The sequence below is a fragment of the Pseudomonas sp. MF08831 genome, from assembly GCF_059862645.1.
In genome coordinates this window covers 28,301-52,370 of record NZ_JCBCUX010000024.1, presented here as the reverse complement: position 1 = coordinate 52,370, position 24,070 = coordinate 28,301, and the positions used below count along the sequence as shown (strand labels likewise).

At 61.1% G+C, this 24,070-nt stretch carries 24 protein-coding genes; 6 read left to right on the top strand and 18 right to left on the bottom strand.

The features are described from left to right. Positions 1-515: 515 nt before the first annotated feature. Both AC19YS_RS31260 and AC19YS_RS31255 read right to left on the bottom strand, forming a co-directional pair. A complete protein-coding gene (locus AC19YS_RS31260; RefSeq protein WP_124418847.1) occupies positions 516-1,646 on the bottom strand; it encodes a catalase family protein in 1,131 nt (376 codons plus the stop codon). A 29-nt stretch (positions 1,647-1,675) separates the two neighbouring features. Next, positions 1,676-3,484, bottom strand: a complete 1,809-nt coding sequence (locus tag AC19YS_RS31255) for a di-heme-cytochrome C peroxidase (RefSeq protein ID WP_200625096.1) — start codon at positions 3,482-3,484, stop codon at positions 1,676-1,678. A 247-nt stretch (positions 3,485-3,731) separates the two neighbouring features. Here AC19YS_RS31255 and bamJ point away from each other — a divergent pair, with 247 nt between their 5' ends. The 4 genes from bamJ (at position 3,732) to AC19YS_RS31235 (ending at position 6,054) form a co-directional block, all read left to right on the top strand. After that, positions 3,732-4,472 (top strand): BamJ family beta-barrel-assembly machinery protein, encoded by a 741-nt coding sequence (bamJ, locus tag AC19YS_RS31250; protein WP_106580563.1) that lies wholly within the window; start codon positions 3,732-3,734, stop codon positions 4,470-4,472. A 323-nt stretch (positions 4,473-4,795) separates the two neighbouring features. After that, the gene (locus AC19YS_RS31245; RefSeq protein ID WP_058420139.1) at positions 4,796-5,251 is read left to right on the top strand and encodes a YkvA family protein; all 456 of its coding nucleotides are present in this window, start codon (positions 4,796-4,798) and stop codon (positions 5,249-5,251) included. A gap of 96 nt (positions 5,252-5,347) precedes the next feature. Further along, positions 5,348-5,686: a helix-turn-helix domain-containing protein gene (locus AC19YS_RS31240; RefSeq protein WP_119735601.1), complete on the top strand. Its 339-nt coding sequence runs from the start codon at positions 5,348-5,350 to the stop codon at positions 5,684-5,686. After that, positions 5,683-6,054 carry a hypothetical protein gene (locus AC19YS_RS31235; RefSeq protein WP_010565198.1) on the top strand — a complete coding sequence of 124 codons (372 nt, stop codon included), beginning with the start codon at positions 5,683-5,685 and terminating at the stop codon, positions 6,052-6,054. Before AC19YS_RS31240 ends, AC19YS_RS31235 begins: the two co-directional genes overlap by 4 nt. On the opposite strand, the gene AC19YS_RS31230 is transcribed toward AC19YS_RS31235, so the two are convergent. Continuing rightward, a complete protein-coding gene (locus AC19YS_RS31230) occupies positions 6,051-7,820 on the bottom strand; it encodes a bifunctional diguanylate cyclase/phosphodiesterase (protein ID WP_448194854.1) in 1,770 nt (589 codons plus the stop codon). The genes AC19YS_RS31235 and AC19YS_RS31230 overlap by 4 nt on opposite strands. A gap of 117 nt (positions 7,821-7,937) precedes the next feature. Then, a complete protein-coding gene (locus AC19YS_RS31225) occupies positions 7,938-10,019 on the bottom strand; it encodes a carboxy terminal-processing peptidase (RefSeq protein WP_234452694.1) in 2,082 nt (693 codons plus the stop codon). A 138-nt stretch (positions 10,020-10,157) separates the two neighbouring features. Here AC19YS_RS31225 and AC19YS_RS31220 point away from each other — a divergent pair, with 138 nt between their 5' ends. Continuing rightward, positions 10,158-11,120 carry a zinc-binding dehydrogenase gene (locus tag AC19YS_RS31220; RefSeq protein ID WP_200625098.1) on the top strand — a complete coding sequence of 321 codons (963 nt, stop codon included), beginning with the start codon at positions 10,158-10,160 and terminating at the stop codon, positions 11,118-11,120. 151 nt (positions 11,121-11,271) lie between these two features. On the opposite strand, the gene AC19YS_RS31215 is transcribed toward AC19YS_RS31220, so the two are convergent. From AC19YS_RS31215 to AC19YS_RS31190, 6 genes are all read right to left on the bottom strand, one after another. Beyond that, complete coding sequence (locus AC19YS_RS31215) at positions 11,272-11,925, bottom strand: HAD family hydrolase (RefSeq protein WP_179607099.1); 654 nt, start codon at positions 11,923-11,925, stop codon at positions 11,272-11,274. Positions 11,926-11,955: 30 nt separating this feature from the next. Next, positions 11,956-12,945, bottom strand: a complete 990-nt coding sequence (locus AC19YS_RS31210) for an ABC transporter ATP-binding protein (RefSeq protein WP_010565203.1) — start codon at positions 12,943-12,945, stop codon at positions 11,956-11,958. After that, on the bottom strand, positions 12,942-13,742 hold the full coding sequence (locus AC19YS_RS31205) for an ABC transporter permease (RefSeq protein WP_106580568.1): 801 nt from the start codon (positions 13,740-13,742) through the stop codon (positions 12,942-12,944). The genes AC19YS_RS31210 and AC19YS_RS31205 overlap by 4 nt, the downstream gene beginning before the upstream one ends. Then, positions 13,729-14,592, bottom strand: coding sequence for an ABC transporter permease (locus tag AC19YS_RS31200; RefSeq protein ID WP_218876551.1), 864 nt, complete (start codon positions 14,590-14,592; stop codon positions 13,729-13,731). Before AC19YS_RS31200 ends, AC19YS_RS31205 begins: the two co-directional genes overlap by 14 nt. Continuing rightward, the gene (locus tag AC19YS_RS31195; protein WP_106580570.1) at positions 14,571-15,377 is read right to left on the bottom strand and encodes an alkaline phosphatase family protein; all 807 of its coding nucleotides are present in this window, start codon (positions 15,375-15,377) and stop codon (positions 14,571-14,573) included. Before AC19YS_RS31195 ends, AC19YS_RS31200 begins: the two co-directional genes overlap by 22 nt. Before the next feature lie 204 nt (positions 15,378-15,581). After that, on the bottom strand, positions 15,582-16,649 hold the full coding sequence (locus tag AC19YS_RS31190) for an ABC transporter substrate-binding protein (protein ID WP_106580571.1): 1,068 nt from the start codon (positions 16,647-16,649) through the stop codon (positions 15,582-15,584). Between the two features lie 353 nt (positions 16,650-17,002). On the opposite strand from AC19YS_RS31190, the gene AC19YS_RS31185 reads away from it, so the two are divergent. Further along, the gene (locus tag AC19YS_RS31185; RefSeq protein ID WP_106580572.1) at positions 17,003-17,716 is read left to right on the top strand and encodes a UTRA domain-containing protein; all 714 of its coding nucleotides are present in this window, start codon (positions 17,003-17,005) and stop codon (positions 17,714-17,716) included. Positions 17,717-17,886: 170 nt separating this feature from the next. On the opposite strand, the gene AC19YS_RS31180 is transcribed toward AC19YS_RS31185, so the two are convergent. From AC19YS_RS31180 to AC19YS_RS31145, 8 genes are read right to left on the bottom strand one after another with little or no spacing between them, the layout of a single operon-like run. Beyond that, positions 17,887-18,843, bottom strand: a complete 957-nt coding sequence (locus AC19YS_RS31180) for a metal ABC transporter substrate-binding protein (RefSeq protein ID WP_106580573.1) — start codon at positions 18,841-18,843, stop codon at positions 17,887-17,889. Beyond that, complete coding sequence (locus AC19YS_RS31175; RefSeq protein WP_179677925.1) at positions 18,843-19,742, bottom strand: metal ABC transporter permease; 900 nt, start codon at positions 19,740-19,742, stop codon at positions 18,843-18,845. The genes AC19YS_RS31180 and AC19YS_RS31175 overlap by 1 nt, the downstream gene beginning before the upstream one ends. Beyond that, positions 19,739-20,485: a metal ABC transporter ATP-binding protein gene (locus AC19YS_RS31170; protein WP_200625102.1), complete on the bottom strand. Its 747-nt coding sequence runs from the start codon at positions 20,483-20,485 to the stop codon at positions 19,739-19,741. Before AC19YS_RS31170 ends, AC19YS_RS31175 begins: the two co-directional genes overlap by 4 nt. After that, positions 20,482-21,402 (bottom strand): metal ABC transporter substrate-binding protein, encoded by a 921-nt coding sequence (locus AC19YS_RS31165; RefSeq protein ID WP_179677923.1) that lies wholly within the window; start codon positions 21,400-21,402, stop codon positions 20,482-20,484. Before AC19YS_RS31165 ends, AC19YS_RS31170 begins: the two co-directional genes overlap by 4 nt. 20 nt (positions 21,403-21,422) lie before the next feature. After that, positions 21,423-21,983: a DUF6162 family protein gene (locus tag AC19YS_RS31160; RefSeq protein ID WP_200625103.1), complete on the bottom strand. Its 561-nt coding sequence runs from the start codon at positions 21,981-21,983 to the stop codon at positions 21,423-21,425. Beyond that, entirely contained in the window at positions 21,980-22,309 is a 330-nt protein-coding gene (locus tag AC19YS_RS31155) for a hypothetical protein (protein WP_200625104.1), read from the bottom strand. The genes AC19YS_RS31160 and AC19YS_RS31155 overlap by 4 nt, the downstream gene beginning before the upstream one ends. Continuing rightward, on the bottom strand, positions 22,306-22,842 hold the full coding sequence (locus AC19YS_RS31150) for a PA2404 family protein (RefSeq protein WP_200625105.1): 537 nt from the start codon (positions 22,840-22,842) through the stop codon (positions 22,306-22,308). Before AC19YS_RS31150 ends, AC19YS_RS31155 begins: the two co-directional genes overlap by 4 nt. Beyond that, on the bottom strand, positions 22,842-24,041 hold the full coding sequence (locus AC19YS_RS31145) for a PepSY-associated TM helix domain-containing protein (RefSeq protein WP_119735582.1): 1,200 nt from the start codon (positions 24,039-24,041) through the stop codon (positions 22,842-22,844). Before AC19YS_RS31145 ends, AC19YS_RS31150 begins: the two co-directional genes overlap by 1 nt. Positions 24,042-24,070: the final 29 nt, after the last annotated feature.

Below are 24,070 nucleotides of genomic sequence, written 5' to 3'. Positions count from 1 at the left end.
TTGCTCGCGAAGGCGGTGTGTCAGCTACACATGAATTGACTGACCCACCGCCTTCGCGAGCAAGCCCGCTCCCACAAGTTGACCGAGTGCAGCCTCCAGCACCGCACTGCTTTTGCTTTTCTGTGGGAGCTGGCTTGCCTGCAATGCAGGCACCTCGGTGTATCAGTAACAACCAGTTGATGCCATCGCAGGCAAGCCAGCTCCCACCTTTGATTGAGTTCAGCTTCAAACTTCAGGTCGGCTGTCAGGCCGCCGTGCTCTGCTTTTGATCTTGATCTGCTTTTGACTTTGACCTTAGGCGCCCCGTTAAACCACGCTGGCCGAACGCAGGTAGTACGGAGCGGCGGCCCGCTCCGTAGTACCGGAGTGAGGGCACACCGAGCCTAAGCGAGGTGCCGAGTGGTGGGGCAAGAGCCCTTTGGTTACTTTGGGGCTTTTCCAAAGTGACCCGCCGTAAGGGCGGAACCCATACCCGCCATCACCCAAAAAACGGATATGTACCCACCCCCGACACCTCACAAATTACGACTATGCCGATAGTCGCTCACAGCCTCATACACCGCCTTGCGCAACCGATTAATCCCCCCAATCGGTCGATGCGCCTCAAGCCCGAACCACGGATTAAACGACTGGTTATCACAAGCAAGATTCAACGCCGGCGTATCAAAATCCTGCGCCTCAACCCGTACGGTCGCCACGGTCTCATACGGCGCATCGCTCTCCTTCCATTCAATGCTGGTGTCTTCGATCGGCATGAATTTCTGCGGATTCTGCCGCTGAACCTGCAACACAAAACACGCCGGCACACGGTCGGTCGACAGCTGCTGGCTCAAGGCACTGCGCAGAAAGTTCGGCAGGTCCTGGTTCTGCTTGGGCAACACATACTCCGGGCAACTGAGCGGGTCAGGCGCTACGCGAAACTTGGCATTGGCTGCGCCGAACTTGTAGGGCGACACCGAAAAGTAAGTCGTCTGCGTCGGGCTGGCCGGCGCAGGCGACAGTGTGGCCAGCGCGATAAACAAATGGCGCACCTGCCAACTACGCGGATCTGCCTTGGGAAAGAACGCCAGGACCTTCTTGCCGTCGGCCTGGGCGCCGATGTTTTGCGCATACTCCGCCACATCGCTGACGAAGAAATTCGGATGACTGAACATCACGAAATCCTGTTCGGTGCGCGCCTGCTGATCCGCCATCAACTGTTTGCCCGGAACATCCAGCAGCTTGAGCGCCATGCCCCGCGCATCGCGGATGCTGTCGAATTGCGGGTAGGCATTGCCATTGGACAGACGCATCAACGCCTGCCAGGTTTTGCCCGGCTCGGCGAACACGCCTTGGCGCAATGCCGGGTCAAGATCCGCCACTACGCTGACGTGCGCCTTCACGCAGCCGTGAGCCTTGGCATGCGCGTCGCGCAGGTAACGCGTGCCTTCGCGGTGCTGATCGACGATGCGCACGGCTGTCTGAATGATGCCCTGGGTCATGGCCGCTTCACCGGGCGGAATCTGCTCGTCCGGCGACACCGGGCCGCTGTGCTGCCAGGCAAACCAGGCGGCAGCGATCAACCAGCCCAGCAGCCCCAGGCCCACCAGCCATAACAGGGTTTTACCCAAAAACGCGCCGAGGCGCAGCCACAGACGCGCGAGCATCGAAGATTCCTTGTAGTTAGATCCAATAGTCATGGCAACTGTTGCTCCAGCGGGCCGCCCAGTACTTTGAGGTATTCCAGCAGCGCCCAGCGTTCTTGCGGCTGCAGGCCGCGGCCGATCACGCCATTGCCACGTTGGCCGGCGCGAAATTCGTGGCCGCTGTTGTGGTTGCCGGTGACGTTGGTATCGAACCGGAAGCCATTCTTGAACGCCTGTGTTTCAAAGCCCAGGTGGCGCGGGTCGTAGGCGAACGTGCCTTTATAGAAGGTGGTGCTGCGCTCGTCCTGAGGCGAGAGCAATTGGTAGATCGTCGGCACCGAGCCGTTATGCAGGAATGGCGGCGTGGCCCACACGCCGGCCAGTGGCCGCGCTTTGTAGGCGCGTACCTCGCGCACACCGATAGGCAGGCCGAAACCGTCCAGGCTTGGCCGCTCGGCCGGGGTCACGCCGGCGGCGCGGTAGGCGTGGTCTTCGACAAAGGCGGTGACGTAGGCCAGGCCTTGCGCCACCGACAGGTTGTGCAGGTCCAGCGGCGCGGTCGGCGTAGGGTGCAGTTCGACGTTGAGCGTGGCCAGTTCCGCCGGGTCCCATTGCAGCGCGCTGAGGTCGTAGCGCTGGTCGGCGATGTTGCTGGCGGTGCCGGGGTCGGTGCCGATGTATTCAACGGGGAGCATTTTCAACTGCTGCACCGGGCGGCCATTGACCTGGCTGACGGCGGGCACATGGCAACCGGCGCAGTTCTCGGCGAACAACGCGCGGCCCTGAGCGGCGAGGGGTTTGTCGATGGCGCCGAACAGGTCTTCCGGCCAAGTGGGCGGCTTAAGGCGTTGCAGCGTTTCTTCGATCAGGTTGAGGTCGCGCACGCGCACGCTGGATGGGTAGCGCGCTTGGCCTTGAAGGGGCTGGCCGGCGCTGTCGAAGAAGTCCAGTGTCGCACCGACGCCGAGGGCTTCACCGATGTTGCGCGCCATCGGTTGCTGGGCCGAACCGTTCCATTGCACCCAGTCGAAGGTCCAGATATCCCACAGGTGCGGGTAGTCCACCGGGGCATTGGCAACGCGGTAATTGTCCGGCGAGACAGCGTCGCCAAAGCTGGCATTGGCGATGCGGCCAAACGCGTCGGTACGGCCCGGGCCTTCTTCGGTGGGGTAGAGGCCGCGGTGGGTGTCATTCCAGGCGACTTTGAGGAACTGGTTGAGCGACCGTTTGAAGTCCTGACGCAGTTGGCCATGTTCGGCGTCGTATCGATCCCCCAGCACCTGGCGGGCAAAGCGCTCGAATTTCCATGGGTTGTAATAGGTGGCGGCCAGGCTGGCCACCAGTGCCTGGCCGAAGCTGCCGCCGCGCAAGGTGGGCACGCTGGAGGGCAGCACGTGCTGGGCCGAGCCGCCATCAATGCGCAGGGCCTGGCCTTTGAAGTGCAGCTCGCCGGTGTGGCAGGCGGCGCAGGTGATATCCAGGTATTCAACCGCGCTGCCGGCATTCTGGTGGCGGGCAAAACCGACTGGCAGATTGCCGGGGTTCTGCGCGGTAGGGACCTGCTTGGGGTCTACCAGAAACCCAAAGCGCGCCAGGTACTCGGGCGTTGCAAAACGCTGTTCGGAGAACGGCAGCTCCAGGGCGGTGAACCAGTCGTAGTGCAGGCCTTTAACTTGGGTGCCCTGAGGCGTGAAGTAGTAGGTCTGGCGATCGGCGGCACTCCATTGATCCTGGTAGCGCACCTGCTGCACAGGCACGTAGTCGGGCAGCTTGGGGTTGATGGTGTAATAGAGCACGACGGCCAGCAGCAGGCCGAGTGCGAGCAATATCACAAGCAAAACACGGGAAAAAATGCGCAAGATAACTATCCTTGTCGAGTTGTCGCGTTGTTATGCCACTACGCCATAGGTGCGGCAAGTGGCCATGAGCCTGGTTGCAGGCAGTCCCGCGATCCGTCGCGGGCCTCCATCATGAATGAAAATGCTTTTAAACACGTGAACTTATCGGAAGTTTCTTGCTCACATGCCGGTAGCCATTGGTCGTGGCCGCCTGATAAGCTCGCGACTTTACTCGAATGCCCTTTTGGCGCACGAACAAGGAAATAGCATGAAACAGCATCGGTTGGCGGCGGCGGTGGCCCTGGTTAGCCTGGTACTTGCGGGTTGTGATTCGCAGACCAGCGTAGAGCTGAAAACCCCGGCGCAGAAAGCTTCCTACGGTATCGGCCTGAACATGGGCAAAAGTCTTGCCCAGGAAGGCATGGATGACCTGGACTCCAAAGCGGTAGCCCAAGGCATCGAAGATGCCGTCGGCAAGAAAGAACAGAAGCTGAAAGACGACGAACTGGTTGAAGCGTTTGCCGCACTGCAGAAGCGTGCAGAAGAACGTATGACTAAAATGAGCGAAGAGTCGGCAGCCGCCGGCAAGAAATTCCTCGAAGAAAACGCCAAGAAAGACGGCGTAGTGACCACTGCTTCCGGTCTGCAGTACAAGATCGTGAAGAAGGCCGATGGCGCTCAGCCTAAGCCAACCGACGTGGTAACTGTGCACTACACCGGCAAGCTCACCAACGGCACCACCTTTGACAGCTCCGTTGATCGCGGTAGCCCGATTGACCTGCCGGTCAGCGGCGTGATCCCGGGTTGGGTCGAAGGCCTGCAACTGATGCACGTTGGCGAGAAGGTCGAGTTGTACATCCCGTCTGACCTGGCCTACGGCGCTCAGAGCCCGAGCCCGGCGATTCCAGCCAACTCCGTGCTGGTATTCGACCTGGAACTGCTGGCCATCAAGGACCCAGCCAAGGCTGAAGCCCCTGACGCACCTGCTGCTCCAGCCGCCAAGAAGTAATCGGCGCCTGAACAGACAACGCCCCGTTTCGACGGGGCGTTGTCGTATCTGCGGCCCGGTAAATCCGCCTGATTCACAACCGACGTAAATTCAAACGAACCCCTGCAAGCTGAAACAGTCTGATATAAGACTCGAGCACGGGTAGCCGCACATCAACGCCAAGTCAATGAAATCTTGGGTTTTTTTTATGTGCGCAAAAAACGCCCGATCTGACTGAAAGCCTTGTAGTCCGTGGCTTTCAGCCGATAAATCAGGCTCTGTTCACAAGGTTATCCACAATTTGTGTGGATAACCTTTTATGTCGCCTGGAACTGGAGTGACAGATGAAACCACCGTTCAATTTCACCCGTTTCCTGCCCATGGCCGCGCGTCTGCTTGGCCGTGGGCGTTTGCCAACCCTGCTGTTTGCCGTCGCCGCAAAAGGCTCAAGCCAGGGCAACCGCCTGGGTAAGCTCAAGGATGATCTCAAATTGCTTCAGGCCCTGTGCCTGGCCTACTGGCGCGGCGAATACCGGGCGATCAGCCCCAAGGCGCTGATTTCGGTAGTGGCGGGCTTGATGTACTTCCTCAGCCCGATTGACGCAATCCCGGACTTTATTCCGGTATTTGGCATGCTCGATGACATCGCCGTGCTGGCATGGGTCATGAAGACCCTGGACGGCGAACTGAGCGCCTTTCGCGCCTGGCGCGACGCCCAGCGCCCGGAAAAGCTCGCGGTGGTTGAGCGCCTGCCTGCGACGCCTGCGCTGCTGGCTGAGGAAAACCCGCAAAAAAACTGATCACACGGATATCCCCCTGCGACCTTTGTGGCTGTTAGGATTACACTCCTAAGGAAAGAGCTTACTTAGTGAGTGTTGTTATCCTACGGGGCAGTCATGGATATTCAGATAATTTCACGCAATGGCGAACCCGAGTACGCGGTGTTGCCATGGGACCAGTACCAGGCGCTACTAAAAGCCGCCGGTCAGCAACAACCAGCACTCCCTCCTTCTTCTGACGCTCAGGTCGCTCCCGATCAGGCTTTGCGCCCGCTCGCGGACCTGCGCGGCCTGCGTGAAACCCGGGGGCTGGCCATCGAAACCCTGGCCCGCACCGTGGGTATAAGCCCCTCGTATCTCGGATTGATCGAAAGTGGTGAACGCCAGCCGGATGCCGCCATTCGCCGCAGCCTGGCCTGGGAATTGGGCGTTGCAGGTTGGAGGGATGAATCTTGAGCCTACGTATCAGCCGTCAACACTGGGATGGATTACTCAACGAACTGGATCAGGCGCGCCGCCAGCGTCATCTGCTGACCTACCGCGCGCTGCTGGAGCGCCTGCAATTTCCCACGCCGGCGATGCAGACCCTGGCCGCCGCCCTTGAGCACCTGGCCGCGCTGGACGCCAAGGCCGAGCAGCCGTTGCGCAGCTCACTGGTGATCAGCCAGGGTGCCAGTCGCCTGCCGCGTACCGGTTTCTTCGAATGCGTGGAGCGCCTGGGGCGTTTCAGCGGGCCGTCCGATGGCGTGGCCGCCGCATCCTGGCACGCCTCGGAAGTGGTGCGCGTGTTTGAATACGATTATCCGGAATCTGCCGAGGCTTAAAGCGTGTGGGCCAGCATGTCCATGCTGTCGATCACATGAATGCTGTAGCCCGCCACATCCTTGGCGTGGTGCTTGGCCTGCGAGGCCAGCTCCGCCAACTGGCTGGCGTCGAGTTGCCCACAGGCCTGTGGGTATAAATGCACCACGCCGATCGACAGCGACAACAAGGCGAATTCCTGACGCGCGCCCTGGCGGTTCAATGCCACAAAGCAGCCGGCGTCGAGGTGTTCGGCGCGGTAGAAGCGTCGGCACTGGGTGTGAAAATCATCCAGCAACTGGTTAAGCCGCTTGCGCCAATCCTGTGGGCCGAGCACCAGCAAAAAATCATCGCCGCCTATATGCCCGACAAAGTCGCGGCTGGGGTCAACCCGGTCGTTGAGGCACTGCGCCAGGCACAGCAAGACCTCATCCCCGCGCCCGTAACCGTAGATATCGTTGAACGGTTTGAAGCTGTCGATATCCACGTAGCAGATCACTGACTCTCGTTGTTGCTGCAACAGCCGCGTCAGGCATTGCTGGATCGGCACGTTGCCCGGCAGCAGCGTCAGCGGGTTGGCGTAACGCGCCTGCTGGATCTTCAGCTCGGTGATCAGCTTGAGCACATCGATCACCCGCCCCAGGCCCAGGTAATCGCCATTGAGCGTGATGATGAAATCCTCTTCAATCCGTTGCCGCGCGCGGCTCGTCAGCAGGCGGCTGACTTGCTGCAGCGATTGGCTCAATTCAACCGCCAAAAAGTCATCGCTCATCAAACGGCTGATGGGCTTGCGCGCGAACAGATCGGTGGCGAAGGGCTTGAGCAGTGCGTCCGATAATGAATGCCGGTGCACGATGCCGACCGGGTGGCCACGCCCGTCCAGCACCGCCAGCGAATTGAGATTGGCCTGGCGGCGGAACGACTCCAGCACCTGGGCGGTGGCAGTGTCCTGATCCACCGCCGGCTGCTCGTTAAGCAGGGCACTGAGGTCGCTGCCTTCTTCGCTGAGGGCGAGGTTGGCATTATCCTGCTTGGGCAGCATCAGGCGTGCTTCCTGGGGCGGCTGCTCCTGCGGGCGGCAAAGCAGGTAGCCCTGCACCAGGTCCACGCCCATCTCGGTCAACACCGCCAGTTCTTCGGGTAGCTCAATACCTTCGGCAATGACCTGTGCCCGCGACGCCCTGGCGATTTGCAGGATGGAGCCGACGAACTCACGCTTGAGCGCGTCCTGATGGATGCCGTCGATAAAATGCCGGTCAATCTTCACGTAGTCAGGGCGCAGCTCCGACCACAACCGCAGGCTGGAATAGCCGGCGCCCAGGTCATCCAGGGCGATGGCGAAGCCCATGTCGCGGTAATGGTGCAGTGCGGTTTGCAGCAGATCGAAGTCGTCGGTGGGGGTCTGCTCGGTGAGTTCGATCACCACTTGGCTGGGGGGAATGCCGAAGTCGCGCAGCAATTGCAAAGTGCGCCCCGGTTGATGCGCGGTCTCCATCAAGGATTCCGGCGAGATATTCAGGAACAGCTTGCCTGGCAGTTTCTGTTCGCTGAACCGTCGACACGCGCTTTCGCGGCAGGCCATCTCCAGCTCACTGAGGCGCCCGGCATGCCCGGCCACTGAGAACAGCGCGACCGGGGAGTGCAATGGACTATTGGAGGGGCCACGGCTGAGGGCTTCGTAGCCGAGGATGCGCCGTTCGGACAGGCAAATGATCGGTTGGAACAGGCTGTGCAAACTGCCTTGAGCCAGGATAGAGCCCAATGCATTCAGCTGTTCGGTCATGGTCATGGCGATCTCGATCGAAAAAAAGGACCGCAGGCTTGGCGCCTGCGGTCCTTCATTTCACGACAGAATGATGTCTATATGATGACACTCCGAGGAGCGATCACATTAAATTGCCATCATTTACTGCTTGGCCACCTGTTTGCTGATTTTCAGGTAGTCGAGCAGGATCCGGCCTGTTTCAGACAGGTAGGCGTCGTCTTCCGGCTTGGTTTTTTCCGGCTCGGTCGGCAGCGCATCTTCATCTTCTTTCTTCAGTTCCTTGAGCGGGTCTTCGCCTTTGGCCTTGCGGCGGGCGTTTTCCAGTACCAGTTGCTGATTTTCGATGCTGGTGTGCTGCGCACGGCGATCGGCTTCGTTGAGGCTGACGGTTTTCTCTTCCATCAGCTTCTTGGCCAGGGCCAGTTTGTCGCGGATGAACACAAACTCGGCATCCTTGGCGGAGCGCGCGTCATGGTCAGCCTTCAACTGCGTCAGGAACGGTTTGAACGGGTCCGACGCCGGCTTGATCGCAGGGCGGATGGTGTCCCACGGCATGGCTTCAGGCAGGGCGCTCTCGCCGATTTCCTTGGTGTCGATGATCGACGGGAAGTCGACATCCGGCAGCACGCCCTGATGCTGGGTGCTCTGCCCGGAAACCCGGTAGAACTTGGCCAGTGTCAGTTTCAGCTCGCCATGGTTAAGCGGCTGAATGGTCTGCACGGTGCCTTTACCGAAGGTCTGGCCGCCGACGATCAGCGCACGGTGGTAGTCCTGCATCGCGCCGGCGAAAATTTCCGAGGCCGAAGCCGAGAGGCGGTTGACCAGCAACGCCATCGGCCCTTTGTAGAAGGCACCCGGGTTCTCGTCCTCAAGCACATCGACACGGCCGTCAGCGTTGCGTACCAACACGGTCGGGCCTTTGTCGATAAACAGGCTGGTCAGCTCGGTGGCTTCCTGCAGGGAACCGCCGCCGTTGTTGCGCAGATCGATCACTACGCCGTCGACTTTGTCCTTCTGCAGTTCGGTCAGGATTTTCTTCACGTCGCGGGTGGTGGACTTGTAGTCCGGATCACCGGCACGGAACGCTTTGAAGTCCAGGTAGAAGGCCGGGATCACAATCACGCCCAGCTTGTAATCCTTGCCATCCTGCTTGAGGTTCAGGATCTGCTTCTGCACGGCCTGGTCTTCAAGCTTCACCGCTTCACGGGTGATGGAAACGATCTTGCTGGTCTGGTCGTTCGGTGCATTGGTGTGCGGAATCACTTCCAGACGCACCACGCTGCCTTTTGGCCCGCGGATCAGCTTGACCACTTCGTCCAGACGCCAGCCGACCACGTCGACCATCTCTTTGTCGGCCTGGGCCACGCCGATGATCTTGTCGGCCGGGGCGACCTGCTTGGTCTTGTCTGCCGGACCTGCCGGCACCAGACGCACGATCTTGACCTGGTCATTGTCGCTTTGCAGGACGGCACCGATGCCCTCCAGCGACAGACTCATGTTGATATCAAAGTTTTCCGCGTTATCTGGCGACAGATAATTGGTATGCGGGTCGTAGGACATCGCGAAGGTGTTGATGTAGGCCTGGAAGATATCTTCGGCACGGGTCTGGTCCAGACGTGCCAGCTGATTCTTGTAGCGCTTGGTCAACAGCTCTTGAATGGCCTTGGGCTCTTTGCCGGCGATCTTCAAGCGCAGCACTTCGTCCTTGACGCGTTTGCGCCACAGGTCGTCAAGGGCGGCGCTGCTGGTCAGCCAAGGCGCGTCCTTGCGATCCACCAGAAGGGTTTCCTTCTGGGTGAAGTCAAGCTTGTCGACGCCTTTGTCCAGCTCACCCAGGGCGAAGTCCAGACGCGCTTTGACGCGGTCCAGGTAACGCTTGTAGATGGTGAAGCCGGGCTGCAGGTCGCCGCTTTTGAGGAAGTCGTCGAACTGGGTCTTCCACTTATCGAACTCAGCGATATCGCTGGCCAGGAAGTAGCTGCGCGACGGGTCCAGCAGCTTGAGGTAGCTGTCGTAGATGATCACCGAGCGCGCGTCGTCCAGCGGCGGCTTGCTGTAGTGATGGCGCTTGAGCAACTCGACGACGTTAAGGCTTGCAATCACCTCATCGCGATCAGGCTGAAGGTTGTCCCAGCTGTTGGCTGCGAACGTATTGGTCGACATCGACGCGAAGCCGAGACCAATGAAAAAAGCGAGGGCGGTGCTGGGGAACAGATGCTTCATGCTGATTCGACGCGGGGGCAATTGATAACGCATATTAGGCCGTCTTTGAGGGAGCCGGTTCCATATGATCCGGTCGCATAATGCAAAAAGCCCGGCGCTACAGCTACGGGCTCAGTCCAGACTCACTATGGAGGCACTGTGAAAGCATTGCAAGGCGTTGAAGGTCATGTGGAGTGGCTGACAGAACCCAGCCCTACCTGCGATGTAGGCCAAGTTCGCGTTCGTGTGGCGGCTGCGGGCCTTAATCGCGCCGATTTATTACAGCGCGCCGGGCTCTATCCGCCGCCGCCTGGCGCCAGCCACGTGCTGGGTCTTGAGTGCGCCGGGGTTATCAGTGAGGTCGGGCCGGGGTCGTCCTGGCAGGTCGGTGACCGCGTTTGCGCATTGCTCGCCGGTGGCGGCATGGCCGAAGAAGTGGTGGTGGATGCGCGCCATGTACTGCCTGTGCCGGAAGGTTTGTCGCTGACCGAAGCAGCGGCTCTGCCCGAGGTGTACAGCACGGCGTGGCTGAATCTGTTCCAGCTGGCGGGCCTCAAGCCCGGTGAAAAAGTCTTGCTGCATGCCGGCGCCAGTGGCGTGGGCTCGGCGGCGATCCAGCTGTGCAAGGCGTTTGGCAGCCCGTGCTGGGTCAGCGTCGGCTCGGCGCAGCGCCTGGCGTACTGCGAGGCACTCGGTGCCCAGGGCGGCGTGGTACGTAATGACGGCATTGAAGGGCTAAGCGATTTCGGGCCGTTCGATGTGATCCTCGACCCGGTGGGTGGCAACTACGCCGCGCTGGACCTCAAGCTGCTGGCCCTGGACGGCCGTTGGGTATTGATCGGCTTGATGGGCGGGCGCGACGCGCAGCTCGACCTGGCGCAGGTGCTGGGCAAGCGCATTCAGCTGCTCGGCTCGACCCTGCGCAGCCGCAGCGATCAGTTCAAGGCAGACCTGTTCAGTGATTTGAGCCAGCATGTATGGCCCCTGTTTGCCGAGGGACGCTTGAGCCCGCAACTGGCCAAGACCTTCCCGATCAAGGATGCCGAGGCGGCGTTTGCCGAGTTGGCGAGCAACCAGATTTCCGGGAAATTGGTGTTGGTGATTGACGAGAGTTTGGTCTGACACCCGTCTCCGGCTGAAATGAGATCAAAGTGTGGGAGCGGGCTTGCTCGCGAAGGCGGAGTGTCAGATGAAACATTCTTCACTGACAAACCGCTTTCGCGAGCAAGCCCGCTCCCACAGTGGATTGGATTTCAATTCAAGGAGCGCAGTGTCACACCCAGTGATGAATCGGCCAGCCGGCCTTTTGCGCATGCTCACGCAACACCGGGTCCGGGTTCACCACCTGCGGGTGATCCACTTTCAGCAGCAGTGGCAAATCATTGCGTGAGTCCGAGTAGAAATACGCGCCGTCGAGCGTCTCGCTTTCTTGCTCCAGCCATTCCAGCAACCGCGTGATCTTGCCTTCACGGTACGTCAGTACACCCACGGTATGGCCGCTGTACACGCCATGGCTGACATCCAGGTCGATGCCCAGCACTTCATCAATACCAATACGTGCCGCAATCGGTTTGACCAAGTGGGTGCCCGACGCGGAAATCACCAGAATCCGGTCGCCGTTCGCGCGGTGGCGAGCGATGGTCTTGGTGGCGTCACTGTAGATCAGCGGCTCGATGACGTCCTCGACCCACGGCTCTACCAGGTGCTCGATCTCTTCCGGCGTGCGGCCGATCATGGGTTCCAGGCTGAAGTCCATGAACGCTTCCATGCGCAGCTTGCCCTGGCCGTAGGCGTCCATCAATTCGTTGTTCTTGCGCATGAATGACTCAGGGTCGACCCAGCCCAGGCGGCCCATCTGCTCGCTCCACAGGGTGGCGCAGTCGCCGTGGATCAAGGTGTCGTCCAAATCAAAAATTACCAATGCCATCCGTCATGCTCTCTGAAATAAATCGTGGCGTCAGGCTACTTCACACAACGCACTGGGGTCGATGGAAAGTGCCAGGCGCTGGCCATCCGGGTGCAGGTCGTCGGCGGAACGGTTGAGCACATCCACCACCAATTCCACGCCGCGTGCCTCGATGCGGTAGCGAATCACGTTACCCAGCAGGCTGTGGCTGCGCACCAGTGCGTCGAGTTCGCCGCTGCGGCTCAGTTCGATGGCCTCCGGGCGAATCGCAATGCGCCCACTGATCGGGCGTTGCAGCAATTGGCTGGCCTTGTCGGCGTCGAGCAGGTTGTAGTTGCCGATGAAACCGGCGGCGAACACATCCACTGGCGCGGTGTAGAGCGTCTCGGCATCACCGCTTTGCACAATCTTGCCCTGGTTCATCAGGAAGATGCGGTCGGACATGGTCAGGGCTTCTTCCTGGTCATGGGTGACGAAAATCGTGGTCAGCCCCAATTCGCGCTGGATCTGGCGGATCTGTTCGCGCAGGTGCTTGCGGATCCGCGCGTCCAGCGCCGACAGCGGCTCATCGAGCAGCAACAGGCGTGGGCGGGTCACCAGCGAGCGGGCGAGGGCCACGCGCTGGCACTGGCCACCGGACATCTGATGCGGGTAGCGGCCGGCGAGCTCTTTGAGCTCCACCAGTTGCAGCACTTCCTGCACGCGCTTATGGCTGTCGTCGGCGTTGACCTTTTGCATGCGCAGGCCGAAGGCAACGTTCTGCTCCACGGTCATGTTGGGGAACAGCGCGTAGCTCTGGAACACCATGCCGATGTGGCGTTTCTGCGGGCTGAGGGGAACGATGTCCTGGCCATCCAACAGAATTTTGCCACTGTCCACCGACGTGAGACCGGCGATGCAACGCAGCAAGGTCGACTTGCCGCAACCGGACGGGCCGAGCAGGGTGACGAATTCGCCCTTGGCGATCTCGCAATTGATGTCACTGAACACCGGGGTGCCGGCGTAGCCTTTTTGCAGGTGTTGGACGCTGACGAAGCTCATTGGCTTTTGTCCTTGTTCAAGATATTGGCGGCCCAGGTCAGCACCAGCACAAAGAAGAAATAGGAAATGACGACGGCACTGGTGAAGTGGCCGCTGCTGTTGCGCATGTTGTTGAGGTACACCTGCAGGGTTTCGTAGCGGGTGCCCACCAGGATGTTGGCGAACACGAACTCACCGAACAGGAACGAAAACGACAGCAGCAGCGCTACCATCAGGCCCTTGCGCAGGTTTGGCAGCACCACCAGGATTGCCGCCTGCCAGGTGCTCGCGCCGAGCAATTGCGAGGCGTCCATCAAGTCGCGCAGGTTGATCGCTTGCAGGTTGTTGGTGATCGCGCGGTACATGAACGGCAGGGCCACGGTGAAGTAGCAGCCGATCAGAATCCACGGCGTGCCCACCATCGCCAGCGGCCCGGAACCGTAGAGTTGCAGCAGGCCCACCGACGACACCACCGGCGGCACCGCGAAGGGCAGCAGGATGAGGATGTTCATCAGCGCGTCGAGCCGGGGGAAGTGGTAATGCACCACGAACAGCAGCGGCAGAATCAGCACCACTGACAGGATCAGCGCACCCACGCACACCAGCAGCGACTGGCCAAAGGCGGCCAGAAAGCGTGGGTCGCTCCACAGCTGCACATACCATTTCACCGTGAAGCCTGCGGGCAGGATCGTCGCTGACCAACTGCTGGCAATGGAGTAGACAAAGGTGCCCACCAGCGGCAACACCAAAATCGCAAACAACAGGTACACCACTACGCGATGGTAGAGGGAGGCCGAGCCGGCTTCAGCGCGAGACATGGTAGCTCCTCTTGAGCAGCAGTTGATGAACCACGGTGACCACGGTCATCAGCGCCACCAGCACCACCGCCAGGGCACTGGCCATGTTCGGGTCCAGGGAAATATCACCGGAGACCATCGCCGCGATGCGGATCGGCAACACGTTGAAGTTGCCGGTGGTCAGCGCGTACACCGTGGCATAGGCGCCCAGAGCATTGGCCAGCAGAATCACGAAAGTGCCGAGCAGCGCCGGGGTGAGCACCGGCAAGCCGATGTGCCGCCAGAACTGCCAGCCGCTGGCGCCCAGCAGCGAGGCCGATTCACGCCAGTCTTCACGCAACGCATCGAAGGCCGGGTAGAGCAGCAGCACGCCCAATGGAATCTGGAAGTAGGTGTACAGAATGATCAGGCCGGTTTTGGAATACAGGTTGAAGTCCTGAATGATTCCGGCCTGCTTGAGCATGATCGTGATGCTGCCGTTGAAGCCCAGCAGGATGATGAAGGCGAAGGCCAGCGGCACGCCGGCAAAGTTGCTGGTCATGTTGGCGAAGGCGGTGACGAAATTGCGCAACGGCCCATCGACGCGGCGCAACGAATAGCTGCCGAGCACCGAGATGATGATGCCGAACACGCTGGAGTAGAAGCTGATCTCCAGGCTGTACTGGATGGCTTGCAGGTAGAACTTCGAACTGAAGATCTTGATGAAGTTGGCCACGCCCCAGCCGAACTCCTCCGATTGCAGGCTGTTGATCAGTACCCACACCAGCGGGGCGATTTCAAACACGATAAAGAACAGCGCAAAGGGCACCAGGCAGAGGATCGCCAGCCATTTGCCACGGGTTAGGGAATTCACTTCAACAGCTCCCGGCATACAGGTTTGTCGTGGGGCACCCCGAGCAGTTCGCAGACAGTGCCACACAGTTCGGTTTGCTTGGGTCGGGCAGACGGGTCGAAGTTGAAGGCCGAGCCCAGCACAAACAGGGGCACTTCACGCTCCTCGGGCAGCAGGCCATTGTGCGAGCGATCGTTGTTCATGCCGTGGTCGGCGGTCACCAGCACCTGGTAGCCGGCGTCGAGCCAGCCTTGCAGGTAATCGGCGAGGATGATGTCGGCCGAGCGTGCGCTGTTGCGGTATTGCGAGGTATCGAGGCCGTGCTTGTGGCCGGCGTCATCGATGTTCATCGGGTGCACCACGAGGAAATTCGGCGCGTGTTTGCGGCGCAGGCTTTCGGCGTCGGCGAACAGGTGCGAATCCGGGTAGTGGTCATTCCAGTAGAAATGCCCGTGCTGGATCGCCAGCGCCTTGTCGTCGGTATGGCGATCACGCGCGGCAATAAAGGGCGTGCGATTATACAACTCGCTGACCCAGTGGTAAGCCGCCGCCGCTGTGGTGAGGCCGGCGTCGGTGGCGTAATGGAAAATGCTGCGCTGGTTGGACAGGCGCGAGACATTGTTGTGGACGATGCCGCTGTCGATCGGTGGCACGCCGGTGAGGATGCATTCATACAACGGCCGGGACAGGGCCGGCAGTTCACAGTCCAGTTTGTAAAGCGCTGCGCGTCCTGCGCCGATATAGGCCTGGAGATGCCCCATGGCATGTCGGGCAACCTCGTAGTTCAGGCCGTCGAGCACCACAAGGATGACGTTGTGCTTCATAGGGGCTGGGGCTCCGCGACGGTAGGTTCGACTCAATTTCCCTGGCTGAACGGGATCAAACATGTGGGAGCGGGCTTGCTCGCGAAAGCGGTGTGTCAGGCAACACTTCTTTCTCTGAACCACCGCTTTCGCGAGCAAGCCCGCTCCCACACAAGCCCGCTTCCACATTGGATCTCCAGTGGAGAGCCAATGTGGTTTGAAGCCTTACTGCATATTGATGATGACTTCTTCCTGCCATTTTTGCGGCAGTGCCTTGGAGGTCTTCTCCCAAGCGTCGGCATCCTTGATCGGCGTGACTTTCTTGTATTGCTCGTTCGGCAGCAGCTTGGCCTGCACGTCAGCCGGCAAGGTCAAGTGCTCGGCACGGATCGGACGGGCGTTGCCGCGCGCCAGGTTGGTCTGGCCGGCGTCGCTGAAGATGTACTCACGGGTCAGCTTGGCGGCGTTCGGGTGCTTGGCGTATTTGTTGATGATGGTGGTGTAGCCGGAAATCACCGAGCCGTCCGATGGGATCAGCACCACGTAGTCATCCGGGTTGGCCATCTTGGCTTTGTAGCTCAGGCCGTTGAAGTCCCAGACCACGCCCACTTCGACTTCGCCTTTTTCCATGGTGGCGATGGTCGGGTTGGCCAGCGACAGGCGGCCTTGCTTGGCGATGTCGGCGAACATCAGCAGCGCAGGCTGGATGTTCTTCTCGTCGCCACCGTTGGCCAGGGCTGCCGCGAGCACGCCGTTGGCGGCCTGGGCGGCGGTGCTCACGTCACCGATGGAAACTTTGTATTTGCCGGTTTTCAAGTCAGCCCAGCTTGTTGGGGCTTCGGAGCCGTGCAGCAGCTTTTTATTGACGATAAAGGCGATGGTGCCGGTGTAGGCCAGGGCCCAGTTGCCATCTTTATCTTTTGCCCAGTCCGGCACTTGCGCCCAGGTGCTCGGCTTGTACGGTTGGGCCACGCCCTGTTTCACCGCGATCGGGCCGAAGGCGGCACCGACGTCACCGATATCGGCGCTGGCGTTGTCTTTCTCGGCGGCGAACTTGGCGATTTCCTGGGCCGAGCTCATGTCGGTGTCGATGTGCTTGAGGCCGTAGGTCTTGGCCAGGTCTTCCCAGGTGCCTTTCCAGTTGGCCCAGTCATCGGGCATGCCGACGCTGTTGACGGCGCCTTCGGCTTTCGCGGCGGCTTCCAGAGTCTTTAGATCGGTATCAGCAGCCATGGCGGCGGTGCACATGGCAATGGTCGAGCCTAACAGTGATGCCAGGAAAAGCTTTTTCATCCGAAGCTCCTTTGGGCGTTTTCAACGCGGCGTTTTTATGAACGTTTGCGGTGGTGTTGGTCTAGGTCAGAGCAATACCTGAGCCAATCTAGGCTCGGTGCATGACAGTTTCATGTCGATGTCGTTTTTTAATCGCTTTTGTCGCGCAGTGCAGGCTTAGCGTAGACCATGCCCAAGTGCCCGCAGGCCCTGGACTTGGCCGATGTATTGCAGGGTGTGGTGCAGGGCGTGGACAGGGACTGTCATCTGTCGGTCATCTGTAATGCCTAGGCTGGCACGCAGTAGCAAAAGCCCATTTACGGAGCGGTTTGTGCACCTGAACGGTGCTGGTCTAGTCCAGATAGGTAACGTTGATGCGTGATGAGGCAATCAAGGCGGTGACATCCATCGGCCTGGCGCTGCAAGAGCAGATCGACCACGGCCTGTTGCCGCCCGCGAGTAAATTGCCCGCCGAGCGCAAGCTCAGCGAGTTGTTCGGTACCACTCGCATTACCGTGCGGGAAGCCTTGTTACAGCTGGAAGCCCAAGGCCAGATTTACCGTGAGGAGCGCCGTGGCTGGTTCGTTTCGCCGCCGCGGCTGGCCTACAACCTGATGCAACGCAGCCACTTTCACGCGATGGTTGGGGATCAGGGCCGGGTGGCGTCCACCGAAGTGATTTCTGCGCGGCTGCAACCGGCGTCGGCAGCAGTGTGCGCGTGGTTGCAGTTGCCGGCGCTGTCGAGTGTGATCCAGATCTGCCGAGGCCGACGGATTGATGGGCGCCTGGTGTTGTATGTGGAGCACTACCTGAACCCGCAGTACTTTCCGGGGATTCTGGGGTGTGATCTGAATCAGTCGATGACCGAGCTGTATGCGCGCAAGTACGACCTGCACTATGGCCGTGTGCGCTTTGAAATCGTGCCGACGTCACTGCCGGTGGAGGCCGCCGCCGCGTTGCGCGTGTCGGTGGGCAGCCCGGGCTTGCGCATTGCCCGGGTCAACTATGACCAGCACCAGCGGTTGATCGACTGCGACCTGGAGTTCTGGCGCCATGATGCGATTCACGTAGGCGTGGATGTGGTGTGACATTCGGGTGCTGGGCTGGCCGACAGTCAGCGGATGCACCGCGAGCTTAATGGGGGAGCTGGCTTGCCTGCGATGCGGGCGCCTCGGTACATCAGGCAAATAACATTGATGCTATCGCAGGCAAGCCAGCTCCCACACTTGAACCGAGATCGACTTGAAGAATCGCTCGCCTATGGCATCAGTGTCTTGATCACCTGATCCACGTTGCCTTCCAACTCCGCCACCGGGTCCGCACCGTCGACGTTCAACACCAATAGCTGCGCACCGGATGCCGTCACTGCTGCTTTCACCGCTTCGCTCGGTTGACGATGGTGCAGCACCACGGCCACGTCGCTGTCCTTCAAGCGGGCGGTTAACCCCTGCAGCGCTTCGGGCGTCCAGTCGGCGTCCGGCCGTGCATCGGTGCTGACCACTTCCAGGTTCAGACTGCTGACCAGGTACGCAAAGTGATCGCTCAGGCTGACCACGCTCAGGTTATCGGCCTGCGCCAGGCGCGCTTCGCTGTCGGCGTTGAGTTTGAGCAGGCGCTGCTTGAGGGCGGCGAGGTTGGCATCAATCGTCGGTTTGGCATTCGGCGCCAGCCGGCTCAGGTCGGCGGCCATCACATCGGCCATGCGCCCCATATTGTTGCTTGACTGCCAGGGCTGGCTGTTCAGCCCGTCGGTGCTGCCTGGTTGCACGGCAATGCCCGGCAGGCCGCCGTCCACCGGGCGCGCAGCGTCGATTTCGACGATGCGGATATTGCTGCGCCGCGCCACCGGATACAGCGGGTCATCCGGCCACAACGAGCGCAGGCCGATGGCGGCGTCGGCGTCCGACGCGAGGGTATTCAGTGTCTGCGCGCCACGGCCGGTGAAGTAGGACACCTGCCGAGAACCTGGCAGGTTGGCAGGGGCGGCGCGTTCAAGCTTCACGTCGGTGCCTTTTAGCAGTACCTCGGCCAAGCCGTAAGTGATGGGCAACGAGGCCACGACTTTGACCGACTTCTTTGCTTTAGTCAGCGCGGCATGGCCGAGACCTTGGTTGACTTTGAAGTCGTTGGGATTAAAACCATCGACGGCGGCCAGCGCCGAAGTGCTGACCAAACAAGCGATGGCCAAGGCCAGTGGGCGAAAACAAGGGCGCATTATCCAAGATTCCCTTTGAGGCTGGGCACAGTGCCGCGCGCGATGGCGGCGAAGGCGAAAGCGATACCGGCAACCAGAATGATCGCGGCGCCGGACGGAATAGGCAGGTCGAAGATGATCGGCAGCAGGATGCCGCACAGCGTGCTGACGGTGGCGATCACTACCGACACCCAGAAAAAACCTTTGAGCGACTGGCTCAGCAGGCGCGCCGCCGCGGCTGGAATCACCAGCAGGGCGCCCACCAGGATCGCGCCGATGACCTTGACCGCCGCCACGGTGATCAGCGTCACCAGAATCACGAACAGGTAGTCCAGGGTCTTTACCGCCACACCGCGCACGGCGGCCAGTTGCGGGTTGAAACTGGCGAGCATGATGCGGTTGTACAGCGGCAACGCCAGCGCCATCACCAGCGAGCCGACCACGGCCAGCACCAGCAAATCATTGCCGTTGACCGTCAGCACCGAACCAAACAGCACGTTTTCCAGAATGTGCACGTTGATCTTGCCCGCCAGAATCAGCAACAGGCTCGCGCCCAACGCCAGCGACACGGAGAGGAACACGCCGATCAAGGTGTCCGGCGCCAGGCCGGTGCGGTTGCGCAGGTAATTGAGCAGGATGCCGAACAGCAGGCAGTAGCCGAACAGCGCACCATACGGCCCGGTATAGGGTTCACCTAACAGAATGCCCACGGCCACGCCGGTCAGCGCGGCATGCCCGACCGCTTCGGAGAAAAACGCGAAGCGCTTGACCACCACCAGCGTGCCCAGGCCGCCCAGTACCGGGCCGATCAGCAAACCGGCGAGCAAGGCATTGACCACAAACCCATAGGCCAGCGCTTCCGGCAGATAGCCGGAAGAGGCCCAGCTCTGGACCATCAGACGAAACGCTTCATAACTCATGGTGCCGGGCTCCGGGGGTGAGTGGAGAACAGGGTCAGCAGGCGGTCCGGGGTAAGCGCTTCTTTAGGCGTGGCGTCGAACAGCACACGACGGTTGAGGCCAGTGACGCGGTCGGCCAGGCGGCCCACAGCTTCAAGGTCGTGCTCGATCCACAGCACGGTGATCCCGGCCAGGCGCCAGTCATTCAGCAGGCGTTCAAAGACCTGGATGCCGGCTTCATCGAGCGCCGACATCGGTTCATCCAGCACCAGCAGGTGCGGAGCCGGAATCAGGCCCTGGGCCAGCAATACGCGCTGACGCTCACCGCCCGATAACGCGCCCATGCGGCGTTTACGTTTGTCCTGCATGCCCACCCGTTCGAGCGCCTCGCCGATTGCCCCGGCGTAGTGCCTGGACAGGCCGAGAAACGCCGGGCGCCGTTGACACATGGCGGCCATGAAGTCGTCGACGGTCATCGGCAAGCCACGGTCGAACTCCAGCGCTTGCGGTACATAGCCGATGGTGCCGGGCGTGGCCTGCCAGTGCAGGCGCAAGTGGCCCTGGTGCGGCATTTGCCCCAACAGGGTCTTGATCAGCGAGCTTTTACCGCCGCCATTGGGGCCCACCAATGCATGGATGCTGCCTGGCTCTACCTGGAACCTCACGCCGTCAAGAATGGTGGTGCGGCCCAGGGTCAGCGACACCGTGTCGAACTCGATTGTCGGACCAATGCTGGCCACCTTCAGCTGTTCCGCCGCCGTCATGCCCCGGACTCCTGAATCGCCCGCACCACGGTGTTGAGGTTGCCGGTCATTTCCACTTCGTACTTCTCAGGGGTGTATTCGCCGTAGGAGATATGCGATAGCGGGTACAGCTTCACGCCGGATTCACGCTGGATGGTCTCGACGTAGGTGGACGGGAAATCCATCTCCGAAAAGATCACCTTCACGTCCAGGGCACGCAGTTCGTCGATGGTCTTCTTCAACTGGCTAGGGCTGGGCTCGATGCCGTGGGCAGGCTCGACCACCGCCGTGACTTCCAGGCCGAACTCACGCAGCAGGTAGTCGTAGGCCGCATGCACGGTGGCCACGCGCAGGTCGGGGTTGGGCGCGCTGGTCAGCTTGGCCAGCGCGTCGGCGCGCATCTGGCGCAGGCGCTTGCCGTACACACGGGCGTTCTGGGTGTAGGTCTTGGCGTTGTCCGGGTCGAGTTTGCCCAGCTCGCGGGCGATGTTGTTGACCTGGGCAATCGAGGCGCTGATCGACAGGAAGGTGTGCGGGTTGACCACCTTGCCTGCGCCGCGCGCGGCATTGCCGGTGGCGGCCAGCAGCGGCACGTTGGCGTTGGCCTCGATCACCGGGATGTCCGGGCGCTCGCTGGTGGCGATCATGCGGTCGGCGAAATCGTCATGACCGACGCCGTTGAGCACGATCACGTCGAGGGTGCCGATGCGCTTGATGTCTTCGGCGCGCGGCTCGTAGGCGTGTGGGTTGAAACCGGCCGGGATCAACGGCACCACCTCGGCCTTGTCGCCGACGATGTTGGTGACGTAGCTGTAATAAGGGTGCAGCGTAATGCCGATGCGCAGGCGTTTGGCCGCCTCGGCGTTGGCCAAAGGCGCCAGCAACACACTGAACAGACTGATCAGCAACAGGCGCAGCAGGGGAGATGAAATGGACATGGGCACTCGATCTTCTCGGGTCAGTGACGGTGCTGGCGCGTGACGCCGGCATCGAATTGCGCGACCACCTGCTGCCAGCCGGCCGCGATCAGCGCCTGGTCAGAGAGGTCGGAAGGGGCGGCGAGGTTGGCCTGGCGGTTGAGCCAGATATCCGGCTCGGCGCCGTGCACGCGCATCAGCAGCGAGCCGCTGGTGCTTGGCGTCTGGCTCACGCCCAAGTAGGCCGAAGGCTCCAGCAATTGCCAGCGATGGTCGCCACGGCTGACCGAACTGGCGTCCTGGGCAAACGGCGCAAACCCTTCTTCGGCCAATTGTTCAGGCGTTGGCAGGGCGCTTTGCTCCTGTTGCAGCAGCTGGATCTCATCCAGAGTCACCCGCAGGTCGGCGTAGATGCCTTGCTCGGAGGCACTGAGGTCGCGGCGTGCATCCAGCTGGTGGCTGGGCAGCGCCGCAACTTCCTGGGTTTCACCGTGCAGGGCGATCACCGAGCCGGCCACCGCCAGGATGATCAGGCACAGCAACAGCACGTAGAGGGTTTCGTGGCCGGCACCGGAGGGGCGTACAACTTGTGTGGTGCTCATTGAGGCTGGATATCCGCTTGGTCGATTTCCACCACGTGACCGGGGCCCGCGTCAAACAGCACATAGAACTCGGCGGCGGGCTTCTTGAAGGTCAGGGTCGAGTCCTGGCCAAGCTTGCCGGGCAGCAGGATGGTTTCGTCGTAGCCGATCACGTCCAGGGTCACGCCCGGGGCGCCGCTGCCGTCGGAGAAACCGCCGGTGCACTGGACCTGCTCGCCGGGGATTTCCTTGCATTCGCACATCGGGTTGTGGGCGAGGGCGGTGGTACTGAAACCGGCGCAGAGCAACAGTGCTGCACCGGCGCGGGTCAGGCGCGTCAACGTCATGGTTTAACTCCTTGCTTGTTCAGCCAGGCAATGGTGGCAGGCGAAGCCTGGCTCAGCGGGATGGAACCCTGGTGCATCGTGCCGTCCCAGCCTTCCATGGTGATCCACAGTTCGGCGTCGGCCGGCGTGCGTTCCGGCACCGGCAGGGCGGCGCCCATGCGGTACGGCGTGCCGAAGAAGATCACTCCGGCGGCGCGCAGGCTGCGGGGCTTGCCGATACGCAAGTAGGTGGCCTTGACCTGCTCGGCGCAGGTGTCGCACAGGGCAGCGTTGAAGAATTTCATCGGGCCGGCCGGGTCCGGGCGCGGGCCTTCATTGCGGAATTCGGCGAGTTTCAGGCTCCAGGGCCCGACCTGCACGTCACCGACCACTCGCTCACCAATGCCGGTATCCCCGCGAAACAACGCGGCATCGGCAAAGTACTTGGGCATGAACCCCAGCGGCACCAGCAACAGCAGGATGTTGATATGGAACCGCCATTTCAGCCAAACGGCGCGCAGCGGCGAAGGCGGTGTTGCACTGACCTTGCTCATTATTTGGCCTCCGAGGTTTCAGCCTGCAGGGCGGGAGCGGCAGCAGGCGCACGTTGGTTCTTGGCTTCGCGCTTGAGGGCATTGAGGGTGGCCAGCGCGGTGCGCTTGGTCCAGATCAGCAGGCCGCTCAACACCATCATGCTCAGCACCAGGCCGAAGAACGCCCAGATCAGCTTGATCCACAGCCCGCCAAAGTCGCCGGTGTGCAGCGGGCGCATGGATTCGGTGACGAACTCCAGCGTCGAGCGATCGGAGAGCAGGTGCGACACCGCGATTTCACCGCTGTAGGGGTTGAGTTGAGCGGTCTGGAACATCAACGGGTACCAGCCGCGCCCGCCGATTTGCAGGTGGCTGTAGGCGTTGAGCGGCAGGAACACGAATGTGGCGTCCAGCCCTGGAATGCGTTGGGTGGCGATTTCGATGGCTTCGTCCAGCGCGATCATCGGTGCCGGCACGCCGGGCGCAGACATCGGCACTTTCTCGCGAGCAATCACTGGGACGATCGGTTCGCTGGAGATGGAAATCTGGTTGTCCCCCAAAATCGCCTGGATCAAGAACCAGGTGCCGGTGATGGAAATCACCGCGATAAACCAGATCGACCAGATACCACTCAGGCGGTGGAAGTCGCCCCAGAAAATTCGCGCGCCGTGGCGGATGCGCAGGGTAGGGCGCAGAAACCCTTTCCAGAAGCGTTTGTAGACGACCAGCCCGGTGACCAGCGACGCCAGCAATGGCAGGCCGAGCGCCGAAACCAGGTACCAGCCCCAGCTGAAGCCGTTGGTGAACGGCACCAGCCACCAGCCATGCAGCGCGCGGGTAAATTGCTTGAAATCGAACGACGGGCTGATGCCCTGGATCGCCCCGGTGTACGGGTTGACGTAGACCTCCACGGAACGCCCGTCCGGGTAGCTGAGGTCGACACTCAGCGCAAAGTGCGTTTCGTCCGGGCGGATGATCGATTGCACGATCACCTGGGGTTCTTCGCGCTTGATGGCAGCAATCACCTGGTCAAAGCTCAGCATGTGGGCATCATCCGACGGCTTGCTCGCGCGGATATCCGGGTTGGCCAGCCAGACGATTTCCTGGCTGACCACCGCCAGGGTGCCGGTGACGCAGACGATCAGTACAAAAAACCAGATGGGCAATGCCAGCCAGCTGTGTACGAGAAACCAGAGTTTTGAGCGTGACTTCTTCGACATGTGAATGCGGGTCTTGATCGGAGGAGGGC